Here is a 12,519-nt window from a genome sequence, read left to right as displayed (position 1 = left end):
GACCGGTAAGTACTGGGCCGCGCTCATGGTGTGACACGTGTCATAGCCGTGTCAACGCTCAGGGCGGCGGTTGTTGACGGATGTTCAGACGGGAACGGCCCGGCGTGCGGTCAGGCCGGGAGGAGCGCGGGGACCTCGACGGTCAGCGTGCAACGGCCGCCGCCGGCAGGGGCGTCGACCACGGCAGGCACTCCCAGCGGGACCGTCAGCGTGGTCGGGCCGTGGCCGAACCCCAGCTCCTCGATCACGGGTATCTCCAGCGGGCCGAGCCGGTCGGCCAGCACCGCGCGGATCTGCTCGTACGGCCCGCACTCCTGCCAGGAGCCGCAGACCACTCCGGCCACCCCTTCCAAGGCGCCGGTGCGCAGCAGCCGGGTGAGAATCCCGTCGAGCCGGTAGGGCTCCTCACCGGTGTCCTCGATGACGAGGAGGCCGCCCCGGGCGCCGGTCCGGGCGTGCGGGGTGCCGGTGGCCGCGGCGAGGAGGCTGACGCAGCCGCCGTACAGGATGCCCCGGGCCTGGCCGGGGACGAGGGCCGCGGCCGTGTCCAGGCCGAGGGTCAGGACCGTCTCCGGCTCGAAGAGCGTGGCGCGCAGGTGCTCGCGGGTCGGCGCGTCGGCGAGGAACGTCTCGGTGGCGACCATCGGGCCGTGCAGGGTGGAGAATCCGGCGCGCAGCGCGAACGCCTCGTGCAGCGCGGTGATGTCGCTGTAGCCGACGAAGGCCTTCGGCCCGGCCGCCCGGATCGCCGGCCAGTCGAGCAGGTCCACCATCCGGTGCGCGCCGTACCCGCCCCGGGCGCAGAACACGGCGTCCACCGACGGATCGCACCAGGCCGCCTGGAGGTCCGCCGCCCGGTCCGCGTCCGCACCCGCCAGGTAGTCCAACTCCGGATGCACGTCGAGGACATGAGGCGCCACAACGGGTTCGAGCCCCCAGTCGCGCAGCACCGCGAGCCCCGCCTCCAGCCGGTCGGCGGGAACGGGGCCGCTGGGTGCGACGACGGCGACCCGCGCCCCGGCGCTCAGCCGGGACGGCCGGGCGGGAGGGGCCATCCGTGAAGCGCCCTTCGTCACGTCCGCAGCTCCAGCGGCTCCACATCGCTCCGATCGATACCGAACGTCTGCACGTAGAGGGAGAGTTCGGCCTCCAGCGCCCGGATCAGGGTCTCCGCCCGCCGGAACCCGTGCCCCTCCCCCGCGAAGGCGATGTACGCGTGCGGCACTCCACGTCCCTCGACGGCGGCCAGGAACCGGTCGCACTGGGAGGGCGGGCAGACCAGGTCGTCCAAGCCTTGGAGCAGCAGGAACGGGGCGGTGAGCCGGTCGGTGCCGTTGATCGGCGCGCGATCGCGGTAGCGCTCGGGCACCTCGGCGGCCGGTCCGATCAGCGACTCCAGGTACTGCGACTCGAAGTCGTGCGTGCCCTCCGTCGACCATCCCTCCAGGTCCAGGACCGGGTAGAGGATCGTGCCGCAGGCGTACCGGTCGGTCGTGGTGAGCGAGGCGGCCGCCGTCCAGCCGCCCGCGCTGCCGCCCCGGACCGCCAGCCGGCGCGGGTCGGCCGCGCCCTCGGCGACCAGCGCGTCGGCGACGGCCGCGCAGTCCGCCACGTCGACGACTCCCCACTGTTCGCGGAGCCGTTCGCGGTAACGGCGGCCGTAGCCGGTCGAGCCGCCGTAGTTCACCACGGCGACCCCGATGCCGCGCGAGGTGAAGTAGGCGATCTCCAGGTCGAGGACGAGCGGCGCGTGCCCGGTGGGTCCGCCGTGCGCGGCCACGAGGTAAGGGGGCAGTTCGCCTTCGGGCGCGGTGCGTTCGGGGTGGTGCGGCGGATAGATGTGGGCATGGATCTCGCGGCCGTCGGAGCCGGTGAACGTCCGGTCCTGCGGTTCCGGCAGGAAGGCCGGGTCGACGGCGTCCTGGTGGGCGGAGCCGATGACGCGGGTGCGGCCGGTCGCCGTGTCCAGCTCCACGACCTCGTGGCCGGTGCGCGGGCTCGCCGCGACGCCGACGACCCGGCTGCCGTGCACGGCGAGGGTGTCGGCCCAGGTGGTCCAGTATCCGGGGACGTCGGCGAGTTCGCCGGTCTCCGGGTCGAGGATGCCGAGCCGCTGGGAGCCCCGGCCGTGCAGGACGGCGATCAGCCCGTTCTCCAGCGGATGGAACCAGCGCAGCCCGATCTTCCACAGCGGCCCGCCGAACTCCTCGCCCCGGGGCGGCAGAAGACGGCTGCTCGGGACCGCGCCTCCGGCCACGGCGTCGGGCCGGATGCGCTGGAGCTCCCACCAGTCGGCCAGGTCGGAGACGAACAGGAGGCTGCCGTCGCGGTCCCACTCGATCTGGCAGACCGACTCGTCGACATCGCCCACCAGAGGCCGTACGCCGGTGAATTCACCGCTCTCCGTGATCTCCGCCAGCATCACCACCGTGCCGTCCCACGGCATCCGCGGGTGGTCCCAGGCGATCCAGGCGGCCCGCCGCCCGTCGTCCGAGACCCGGGGTCCGGTGACGAACCGGTGCTGCCCGTCGGAGAGTTCACGTACGGCGGAGCGGTCGTCGGCGGCCGAACCGTCCAGCGGCACGGCGGCGATCACGCGGCGTACGTCGGTGGGACCGGGTCCGGTGAACTCCTCCAGCACGCACCACACTTCACCGCCGGCGCCCTGTTCCGGGCGCACCTGCGGGTCCACCCAGCGCAGCCCGCCGCCGACGTCCGAGAGCGGGGTCAGCGGCCGGGGCGCGTCCGGGCCGTCGGGGGCGTACGCGTACAGCCGCTGGTCGGTGAAGTCGACGAACACGACGAGCGGCCCGCCCTCCGCGCGCGCCACACCGGCCCAGGGCTGTCCGCCGTACTCGATGACCCGGCTGCGCGGGTTCCACGGGGCCGGCAGCACGGGCTCGGTGTTGCCGTCCGGGCGGCGGCGCACCAGGGCGCGGCGGCCGCCTTCGGCCGGGCGCGGCTCGGTCCACCACACCTCGTCGCCGACGGTGGCGAGGTGGTCGGGCCGCCCGTCGTGCGAGGCGGCCAGCGCCGCGTCGATCGGTGACGGCCAGGAGCCGTACGGCGCTTCGGGCACGGTGTTCACGGTGGGTCCCCCCAGGGTCCGGTCGAACGATACCGGTCGGACAGTGCTGGTCAGGCGGTGCTGGTCAAGCGGTACGCAGATAGTGGTCGAGGACGCGGACGCCGAAGTGCAGGGCGTCGACCGGGACGCGCTCGTCCACGCCGTGGAAGAGCGCCTGGTAGTCGATCCCCGGCGGCAGCTTGAGCGGTGAGAAGCCGTAGCCGGTGATGCCGAGCTTGGCGAACTGCTTGGCGTCGGTGCCGCCCGACATGCAGTACGGCACGGTGTGCGCGCCCGGGTCGAACTTCTCGACGGCGGCGCGGAGTTTGGCGTACGTCGGTGAGTCGACCGGGGCCAGGAGGGCCTGCTCGCGGTGGTAGAACTCCCAGGAGACGTCAGGGCCGGTGAGGCGGTCCAGGGTCGCGTGGAACTCGTCCTCGCCGCCGGGGACGAACCGGCCGTCGATGAAGGCGGTGGCGTTGCCCGGGATGACGTTGACCTTGTAGCCGGCGCCGAGCATCGTCGGGTTGCTGCTGTTGCGGACGGTGTTCTGGACGAGCGTGGCGGCCGGGCCGAGCTTGGCGAGGAGCTGCGGGACGTCGAAGCCGGGGTCGTCCAGGTCGACGGAGATGCCGTGCAGGGCAGCGATCTCGGTGATGGCGGCGCGGACGGTCGGGGTGAGGCGGACGGGCCACTCGTGCTCGCCGATCCGGGCGACGGCGGCGGCGACGGCGGTCACCGCGTTCTCCCGGTTGACCTTGGAGCCGTGTCCGGCCCGGCCCTCGGCAGTCAGCTTCAGCCAGCCGGTGCCGCGCTCGCCCGCCGCGATCGGGTAGAGGGAGAGGCCCTGGTCGGCGTGGAAGGTGAACGCGCCGGACTCGCTGATGCCTTCCGTGCACCCTTCGAAGAGCTCCGGGTGCTGTTCGGCGAGGAAGCCGGAGCCGTCGGCGGCGCTGTCCTCCTCGTCGGCGGTGTACGCGATGACGATGTCGCGCGGCGGCCGGAACCCTTCGCGGGCCCATCCCCTTACGACGGAAAGGATCATCGCGTCCATGTTCTTCATGTCCACGGCCCCGCGCCCCCACACCACGCCGTCCCGGACCTCGCCGGAGAACGGGTGCACGGTCCAGTCGGCGGGTTCGGCGGGCACCACGTCCAGGTGACCGTGGACGAGCAGCGCGTCGGCGGACGGGTCGGTGCCGGGGATCCGGGCGACGACGTTGGTCCGGCCGGGGGTGCGCTCCAGCATCACCGGTTCGAGACCGGCCCCGGCCAGCCGCTCGGCGACGTATTCGGCGGCCGGGCGCTCCTGGCAGTCGCCGCCGCCCCGGTTGGTGGTGTCGATCCGGATCAGCTCGGAGGTGAAGGTCACCACCTCGTCGAGCGCCTGCCGGTCAACGGGTCCGAGCGGGTGGGTGGCCTCAGCCATATTGTTCCTCCACGGCGGCCGACACGATCGTCGTCACCGCCTTGAACGTGCGAATACCTTCGTACATCGTCGCGCTGGTGTAGGCGACGCGCCTCTCACCGCTGGGCGCCACGCCGGGCACCACGGTCGCGGCGGCGGCCAGATGCTCGGCGTCGAACTCCAGCTCCACGGCGTACGTCCCACCGGTGACGGGCGCCTGACGGCCGGCGAGCGCGGTGGCCTCCCGCGCGGCGGTGCGGATGTCGGCGGCCGTTCGGGCGGGAGTGCGGCAGACGGCCGCGTACCGCGAGACGTAGTCCTTGACGGCCACCTTGCGGGCCTCTGGAGCGTATCCCCCGGCGTCCACGCAGGTGAGGTCGTCGCCGGTGACGAGGACGACCGGCACGCCGTACTCGGCGGCCACCTGCGCGTTGAGCAGACCCTCGCTGGCGCGGACGCCGTTGAGCCAGACGCCGGTGATGGAGTTGGCGAGGTAGGTGTGGGCGAGGACGCCTTCCGTACCGGCTCCGGTGTGGTAGCCGACGAAGGCGACCGCGTCCACGTCGCCGTGCTGGATGCCCTCCACCATGGAGAGCGACTTGTGCCGGCCGGTCAGCATCTGCACCCGGTCGTCCAGCTGTTCGAGCAGCAGGTTCCGCATCGACCAGTGGGCCTCGTTGATCAGGACCTCGTCGGCGCCGCCGTCGTAGAAGCCGAGGACGGCGGCGTTCACGTCGGAGGTGAACATCGGCCGGCAGCGCTCCCACTGCGGAGTGCCCGGCAGCACATCGGCCGGCCAGGTCACGCCGGTGGCGCCCTCCATGTCGGCGCTGATGAGGATCTTCATGCCGCCTCACCGTACGCCCCGCGAGCGGCGGGGGCCAGGAGAGGGGTCGCTCGCCGGAGGTCGGGGCCGCCGAAGGTCCCTCCAGTGGGCTCTAGCCGACTCGGGGCCGGCCGTCGGGAGCGGCCAGGCTGTCCCCTACGGCCAGGGTGCCGGCGCCGCCTTCGCCGCCCCCGCCGCCCTGGCCCTCGCCGTCTTACTCCACCACACACCGCGGGCCCGCACCCGGGCCATGAGCGTCTGGGGCGCGGCGGTCGGCACCCTCGTCTCCGGGGCCGCGACCGTGTGGCTCTCCTGGCGCTGGACCTTCCTCGTCCCGACGCTGGTGGCGGCGGTCGCCGTGCTGTTGGCGCCGCCCTGCTCGCCGGCATCGCCCTGGCCTTCTCCGCCGCCACCATCACCCTGCTCGACGACGCTCCGGCCGATCAGTCCGGCCTGGCCGGAGGCGTCGTCAACACGGCGCTGGAGACCGGACCGACGATCGGCCTCACCGTACTGGTCTCCCTGGCCGCCTCGCACACCGGCGGCCTCACCGGCGGAGCCACCGCCCGTACGGTGGCGGAGGCGTCGGGCTACGCCTTCGCCTTCACCACCGCGGGCGTCGTCTTCGCGGTCTCGGCGCTCGCGGCCGTACCGCTGCTGCGGTCCCGGTGACCACCGGGCCCGGCGGCACGCGCTACACGCCGGTGCCGGCCTCGCTCAGCAGCTCCTCGATCCGGTCCAGCTCGTCCGCCGTGAACTCCAGGTTCCGCACGGCCTCCACGCTGTTCTCCAGCTGCGTGACGCTGCTCGCGCCGACCACGGCGGAGGTGAGGCGGCCGCCGCGCAGGACCCAGGCCAGGGCCAGCTGGGCGAGGGACTGGCCGCGCTCCTCGGCCGCGGCGTCCAGCGCGCGCAGCCGCTCCACCAGCTCCGGCGTGACCGCGTCCGCCGTGAGGAACGGGCTGGCGCCCGCCGCCCGCGAGCCGGCCGGGATGCCGTGCAGATAGCGGTCGGTGAGGATGCCCTGCTCCAGCGGCGAGTAGGCGATGGAGCCGACGCCCAGCTCGTCGAGCGCGGTGAGCAGCCCGTCCTCGGGACGCCGGTCGAGCATCGAGTAGCGGGGCTGGTGGATGAGGAGCGGCGTGCCGAGGTCCGTGAGGATCGCGGCGGCCTGCCGGGTCTCCTCGGCGCTGTAGTTGGAGAGGCCGACGTAGAGCGCCTTGCCCTGGCGTACGGCGGTGTCGAGCGCGCCCATCGTCTCTTCGAGCGGGGTGTCGGGGTCGGGGCGGTGGGAGTAGAAGATGTCGACGTACTCGACACCCAGGCGCTTGAGGCTCTGGTCCAGGGAGGAGCGCAGGTACTTCCGCGAGCCCCACTCCCCGTACGGGCCGTCCCACATGTGGTAGCCGGCCTTGGTGGAGATGACGATCTCGTCGCGCAGCGCGGCGAAGTCGCCGGCGAGCGCGCGGCCGAGCGTGAGTTCGGCGGAGCCGGGCGGCGGGCCGTAGTTGTTGGCCAGGTCGAAGTGGGTGATGCCCAGGTCGAAGGCGCGGCGCAGGATGCGGGCCTGCTCGTCGGGGGTGCGGTCGCCGCCGAAGTTGTGCCAGAGACCGAGGGAGAGGGCGGGCAGCAGGAGGCCACTGCGGCCGGTGCGCCGGTAGGGCATGGCCGAGTAGCGGTCGGCGGACGGCAGATACATGGGAGAAGGCTCCGCGGGGAGAGGGCCGGAAGGACGGAGTCCAGGCTTCCGCAGATCGATCCAGCAGTCCAACAGGAGATTCCGCTCGGATTCATCGCCTACAGTCCTCAATCATGGAACTGCGTCAGCTGGAGCACTTCGTCGCCGTCGCCGAGGAGCAGCACTTCACCCGTGCCGCCGAGCGCCTCGCCGTCTCCCAGTCCGGCCTCTCCGCCTCCGTACGCGCTCTGGAGCAGGAGCTGCGCACGCCGCTGTTCTCCCGCACCACGCGGTCGGTCCGGCTCACCGAGGCGGGCCGGGCGCTGCTGGTGGAGGCCGAGCGCACGCTGGCGGGCGCGCGGGCGGCGCGGGACGCGGTCGATGCCGTACGGGGGTTGCTGCGCGGGACACTGACGGTGGGGGTCGAGCAGTGTGTGGCGGGGGTGAGCCCGGCGCGGCTGCTGGCCGCGTTCCACCGGGAGCACCCGCAGATGGAGCTGCGGCTGCGCCAGGAGGGGACGAGCAGCCTGCTGGACGGTGTGGCGGGCGGGCGGCTGGACCTCGCGTTCGCGGCCACCGTCGGTCCGGCGGAGTGGCGCGGGGAGTTGGTGGAGCTGGCGCGGGAGCGGATGGTGGTGCTGTGTGCGGCGGGCCACCGGTTCGCCGGGCGGGCCGAGGTGGCGTGGGAGGAGCTGCCGGGTGAGTCGTTCATCGACTTCCACCCGGACTGGGGGCCGCGGCGTGCGGCGGACCAGGCGTTCGCGGCGGCGGAGGCCCGGCGGACGGTGGGCCTGGAGGTGAACGACGTGCACAGCCTGCTGGAGCTGGTGCAGGAGGGGCTGGGGATCGCGGTGGTGCCGCACCACTTCTCCCGCAAGCCGGAGGCGGCCCGGCTGGTGGCGGTGGAGGTGGCGCCCGCGGGTGCGCGGCGGGCGGTGTACGAGAGCGTGGTGGTGCTCCCGGTGGCGCGGAGCCTGAGCCCGGGGGCGCGCGCGCTGATGCGGCTGGTGCGGGAGGACGCGGTACGGGAGGCGGCGGTGCCGAGGGCTGTGGTGGGCTGAGCCCGTCCGGAGCCCGTACCGGACTCGTAGGCTCAGCTCACCCCCGTACGCCTCAGTCCTCGTGGCCCAGCTGGAGGTCCCGTTCCGTGCGGCCGCCGCCCGCCACCTGGAGCACGGTGGCGACCGGCGGGTAGCCGGCGGCGATCACCGTGTACTCGCCGGACGACAGGTCGACGAACCGGAACGAGCCGTCGGGCCCGGTGGTGAGCGTGTCCACCACGTTGCCCGCCGCGTCCAGCAGCGTGACCCGGGCGTCCTCCACCGGCCGGCCGCCGGTGGCCCGGACGACGCCGCGCAGCACGGCCCCGCCCGCCAGCTCGATGTCCTGCCGGGTCTCGCGGGCCGCCTGGACGCTGACCGGGAGCGCGGTGGGGCGGTAGGCGGGGGCGCTGGCGGCCAGGGTGTACTCGCCGGCGACGAGTTCGCCGATGACGTAGCCGCCCTCGCGGCCGGTGCGGGTGGAGGCGACGACCTCGCCGCGTACGTCGGTGAGCGTGACGGCCGCGTCCGGTACGGGCACACCGTCGGCCGTCAGGACGGATCCGGCGAGCCGTCCGGCGCCGCCGAGGACCAGGTCCAGCTCGACCGGCCGGTCGCCGACGGTGACGCTGACGGCCTGCGGCTGGTGGCCGCCCGCCGCCGCGATGAGGACGTAGTTCCCGGCGCCCGGGACGCTCAGCGCGTACCGCCCGTCGCCACCGCTGGCACCGCGTCCGATCTGCCGGCCCTGGACGTCGATGAGCGTGAGGGCGGCCCGGTCCACCGTCGTACCGTCCGGGTGCTGGACGCTGCCGCGGACGGGCACGCCGGAGAGCCCGGCAGGTGCGGTGCGGGCGGCGGGAACGGGCGAGTGCTCGGTGGCGGCTTCGGGGCTGTGGTGGGACACCAGCGGTTTCTCCTTGAGGAAGAAGGCGAGGACCAGGCCGAGGACGAGCACCGGCACGAGGTAGAGGAAGATGCGCGGCATCGCGTCGACATACGCCTGCACGTAGGCGTCCCGCAGCGCCGGTTCCATCGCGTGGACGAGCTGCGGAGTGATCGACTCCGGCGGAGGCAGCTCCACGCCGGTCGGCAGGCGGACGCCGAGGGAGTCGGAGAGCCGGCCGGCGAAGAGCGTGCCGAAGATGGCGGCGCCGACGCTGCCGCCGATCTGCCGGAAGTAGTTGTTGGCGCTGGTGGCGGTGCCGAGGTCGGCCGGGCGTACGGAGTTCTGCACGGCGAGTACGAGCACCGACATGACCAGGCCGATGCCGGTGCCGAGGACGGCTTGCCAGAGGCTGTACTCCAGGCGCGAGGTGCCCGCCTCCAGACCGGAGAGCAGCCACATGCCGACGACGGAGACGGCGCCGCCGACGATGGGGTAGATCCGGTAGCGGCCGGTACGGGTGATGAGCTGGCCGGAGACGATGGAGCCGCCGACGATGCCGAGCATCATCGGGAGCATCAGCAGCCCGGACTCGGTGGCGCTGGCCCCGTCCACCATCTGGAGGTAGGTCGGCAGATAGCTGGCGGCGCCGAAGAGCGCGATGCCGACGACGGCGCCGATGAGGCCGGTGATGTTGAAGATCGAGTCGCGGAACAGCCGCAAGGGGATGATGGGTTCGGCCGCGCGGTGCTCGACGGCGACGAAGAGCAGCGTCGTGACGACGGCCCCGGCCGCCAGGCCGAGGATCGTCCGCGAGCCCCACGCGTACTCCGTTCCGCCCCAACTGGTCACCAGGACCAGGCAGGTGGAGGCGGCGGCCAGCAACACCGCGCCCAGCACGTCGAGTCGGGGCCGTACGGCGGGCTTCGGAAGCTTCAGCACCACCGCGATCACGGCGAACGTGACCAGTCCGAACGGCACGTTGATGTAGAAGCACCAGCGCCAGGAGGCGTGGTCGGTGAAGAAGCCGCCGAGCAGCGGCCCGGCCACCGAGGCGAGGCCGAAGACCGCGCCGATGAGCCCCATGTACCGGCCGCGCTCCCGGGGCGGGACGATGTCCGCGATGATCGCCTGGACGCCGATCATGAGCCCGCCGCCGCCGATGCCCTGGAGCGCGCGGAAGGCGATCAGCTCGTCCATGGTCCGTGACCATCCGGCCAGCGCGGAGCCGATGACGAAGACGACGATCGCGAACTGGAAGACGCCCTTGCGGCCGAAGAGGTCGCCGAGCTTCCCGTAGAGCGGCAGGACGATGGTGGAGGCGAGGAGGTAGGCGGTGACCGCCCAGGACATCTTCTCCAGGCCGCGCAGCTCACCGACGATCCTCGGCAGGGCGGTGGCGACGATCATCTGGTCGAGCGCCGCGAGGAGCAGGGTGAGCATCAGCCCGAGGAAGACCATCCGGACCCGTCGGGGGCTGATCTCCTCGGCCGCCGGGTGCGGTCGGGCGTCGGCCGGTGGCGGCGGATCTCCCACGGCAGCCGCCGTACGGTCCGGCTCGTCCTTCAGCAGCGTGATTCCGCCCACCACGTATCGCTCCCCTTCGTCGCACCTGCGCCGCCCATTTCTCGCACCGCGCGGCAAGGCGGGGCAAACGGGATGCGGGGCGCGCAGGCGCGTACGGAGGGCTTATGCGCCGGTGGGAGCCACTACGGCGCACAACCGGCCGGACCGGAAAACCACCCGTTCCGGTGAGGCCGGCAGAACCGGAGCACGCCGGGCCGTCCGACGGCCCGGCGCAGGCGGATGAGCTACTTCTCGACCTCGGTGGCGAGGTTCTGCAGCAGCTCGTCGTAGATCCGGCCGAGGCCCTTGGGTGCGAAGGTGCGCTCGAAGAAGCCGCCGATGCCGCCGGCGCCGTCCCAGACGGTGGTGACGACGGCCTTGGACCTCCCCTCACCGGCCGGGGTGACGGTCCAGGTGGTGACCATGGAGGAGTTGCGGTCCTTCTCGACGAGCTGTCCGTCGGTCGGCTCGGTGACCTCCAGCAGGCAGTCGCGGACCCGCTTGCTGGTCGCCTGGAGCTTCCAGTGGACGAGGGTGCCCTCGCCGTCGCCGCCCTCCCGGACCTCGTACTCGCTGTAGTGCGGGGTCAGCACCTTGCCGCGGACGTCCTTGTAGTCGGCCAGCGCGTCGAACACCGCCTCTGCGTCCGCCGCGATGATCCGCTCCGTGGTGGCCTCGACCTGCGCCATGGCTGTTCCTCCAGCAGTCCGTGATTCCGGGGGGTGAGCTGAGCCAACCACCTCAGGTGCGCCGTTCAAAATCGGGGCCGTCGGACCGGTTCGCACGATCAAGGGAACAAGTGTTCTATTCTGTGGCCAGTGCTACCGAGGAGGCGTCCATGCGCTGGAACAATCTGGTCGAAAACCGCCCCATGACCGGCAACAGCGCGCTCTTCGCCGCGGACGCGGTGACCACGCGCACCTTCGACACCCCGGAATTCCGGGGCATCACGTTCCACGAGATCCGGGCCCGTTCGATCCTGAACCGGGTGCCCGGGGCCTCGCGGATGCCGTTCGAATGGACGGTGAACCCCTACCGGGGCTGCTCGCACGCCTGCGTGTACTGCTTCGCCCGCAAGACGCACAGCTATCTGGACCTGGACACCGGCATCGGGTTCGACTCCCAGATCGTCGTCAAGACCAACGCCGCCGAGCTGCTCCAGCGGGAGCTGGCCTCGAGGCACTGGCAGGGCGAGCACATCGCGATGGGCACCAATGTCGACTGCTACCAGCGGGCGGAGGGCCGCTACCGGCTCATGCCGGGCATCATCACCGCCCTGCGCGACCGCGCGAACCCCTTCTCGATCCTGACGAAGGGCACGCTGATCCTCCGCGACCTGGAGCTGCTGCGGCAGGCCGCCGAGGTCACCGAGGTCGGCGTCTCGGTCTCCGTCGGCTTCACCGACCGCGATCTGTGGCGCACGGTCGAACCCGGCACCCCCTCCCCCGGTCGCCGCCTCGACGTCGTCCACGCGCTCACCGAGAGCGGGATCGGCTGCTCGGTCCTGATGGCCCCGGTGATCCCGTTCCTCGGCGACAGCCCCGAGCAGTTGCGCGCCACCGTCTCGGCCATCGCGGCGGCCGGGGCGACCTCGGTGACCCCGCTGGTCCTGCATCTGCGCCCCGGCGCGCGCGAGTGGTACCTGCGGTGGCTCGGGCTCCACCATCCGCATCTGGTGCCACGGTACGAGCGGATGTACGCGGACGGCGCGTACGCCCCCACCTGGTACCAGCGCCGGATCACCCGTCAGGTGCACGAGCTGGCGGACGAGTTCGGGATCGGCCCGGCGCACCGGGGCGAGGCCCGCCGGATCACCCCGGTACGGACACCGGAGGAGCCGGAGCCGGGACCCACCCAGCTCACCCTGCTCTGACGCCGTGAAGCTCTGACGACACCAAGCACGCCCTGCACGCCCCTGCACTCCCTCCGCACGCCTCCCGCAGACCCGATCGCGTGACCGTACGGGTCAACTCCGCGCGGAATCGGCTCCCGGCCGGTGGATCTCGGGGACCATGCGGCGGGGACCGGCCGACCGCCGCCGCGTCCCC

At 72.7% G+C, this 12,519-nt stretch carries 10 protein-coding genes; 3 read left to right on the top strand and 7 right to left on the bottom strand.

Annotation, left to right across the window (positions count from 1 at the left end):
- Nucleotides 1–110 precede the first annotated feature (110 nt).
- From ACIRR8_RS32535 to ACIRR8_RS32520, 4 genes are all read right to left on the bottom strand, one after another.
- Nucleotides 111–1,055 (bottom strand): LD-carboxypeptidase, encoded by a 945-nt coding sequence (locus ACIRR8_RS32535; RefSeq protein WP_404071612.1) that lies wholly within the window; start codon nucleotides 1,053–1,055, stop codon nucleotides 111–113.
- Nucleotides 1,056–1,072: 17 nt separating this feature from the next.
- Nucleotides 1,073–3,088, bottom strand: a complete 2,016-nt coding sequence (locus ACIRR8_RS32530; RefSeq protein ID WP_404071611.1) for a prolyl oligopeptidase family serine peptidase — start codon at nucleotides 3,086–3,088, stop codon at nucleotides 1,073–1,075.
- A gap of 64 nt (nucleotides 3,089–3,152) precedes the next feature.
- On the bottom strand, nucleotides 3,153–4,496 hold the full coding sequence (locus ACIRR8_RS32525; RefSeq protein WP_404071609.1) for a M20/M25/M40 family metallo-hydrolase: 1,344 nt from the start codon (nucleotides 4,494–4,496) through the stop codon (nucleotides 3,153–3,155).
- Nucleotides 4,489–5,322 carry a M55 family metallopeptidase gene (locus ACIRR8_RS32520; RefSeq protein WP_404071607.1) on the bottom strand — a complete coding sequence of 278 codons (834 nt, stop codon included), beginning with the start codon at nucleotides 5,320–5,322 and terminating at the stop codon, nucleotides 4,489–4,491. The genes ACIRR8_RS32525 and ACIRR8_RS32520 overlap by 8 nt, the downstream gene beginning before the upstream one ends.
- Before the next feature lie 282 nt (nucleotides 5,323–5,604).
- On the opposite strand from ACIRR8_RS32520, the gene ACIRR8_RS32515 reads away from it, so the two are divergent.
- On the top strand, nucleotides 5,605–5,973 hold the full coding sequence (locus ACIRR8_RS32515; RefSeq protein ID WP_404071605.1) for a hypothetical protein: 369 nt from the start codon (nucleotides 5,605–5,607) through the stop codon (nucleotides 5,971–5,973).
- Nucleotides 5,974–5,995: 22 nt separating this feature from the next.
- Here ACIRR8_RS32515 and ACIRR8_RS32510 read toward each other — a convergent pair whose 3' ends face one another.
- Complete coding sequence (locus tag ACIRR8_RS32510; protein WP_404071604.1) at nucleotides 5,996–7,000, bottom strand: aldo/keto reductase; 1,005 nt, start codon at nucleotides 6,998–7,000, stop codon at nucleotides 5,996–5,998.
- A 113-nt stretch (nucleotides 7,001–7,113) separates the two neighbouring features.
- Here ACIRR8_RS32510 and ACIRR8_RS32505 point away from each other — a divergent pair, with 113 nt between their 5' ends.
- Nucleotides 7,114–8,040: a LysR family transcriptional regulator gene (locus tag ACIRR8_RS32505; protein WP_404071602.1), complete on the top strand. Its 927-nt coding sequence runs from the start codon at nucleotides 7,114–7,116 to the stop codon at nucleotides 8,038–8,040.
- Nucleotides 8,041–8,092: 52 nt separating this feature from the next.
- Here the strand turns inward: ACIRR8_RS32505 and ACIRR8_RS32500 are convergent, their stop codons facing one another.
- Together ACIRR8_RS32500 and ACIRR8_RS32495 are read right to left on the bottom strand one after the other, a co-directional pair.
- Nucleotides 8,093–10,495: an MFS transporter gene (locus ACIRR8_RS32500; RefSeq protein ID WP_404071601.1), complete on the bottom strand. Its 2,403-nt coding sequence runs from the start codon at nucleotides 10,493–10,495 to the stop codon at nucleotides 8,093–8,095.
- A gap of 221 nt (nucleotides 10,496–10,716) precedes the next feature.
- The gene (locus tag ACIRR8_RS32495) at nucleotides 10,717–11,160 is read right to left on the bottom strand and encodes an SRPBCC family protein (protein ID WP_404071599.1); all 444 of its coding nucleotides are present in this window, start codon (nucleotides 11,158–11,160) and stop codon (nucleotides 10,717–10,719) included.
- Between the two features lie 149 nt (nucleotides 11,161–11,309).
- On the opposite strand from ACIRR8_RS32495, the gene ACIRR8_RS32490 reads away from it, so the two are divergent.
- Nucleotides 11,310–12,344: an Rv2578c family radical SAM protein gene (locus ACIRR8_RS32490; protein WP_404071597.1), complete on the top strand. Its 1,035-nt coding sequence runs from the start codon at nucleotides 11,310–11,312 to the stop codon at nucleotides 12,342–12,344.
- The last annotated feature ends 175 nt before the right edge of the window (nucleotides 12,345–12,519 follow it).

The sequence above is a fragment of the Streptomyces sp. NPDC101178 genome, assembly GCF_044767965.1.
Lineage (GTDB): Bacteria > Actinomycetota > Actinomycetes > Streptomycetales > Streptomycetaceae > Streptomyces.
Note: the sequence above shows the minus strand (reverse complement) of the source record. Positions and strands in the feature narration are given on the sequence as shown.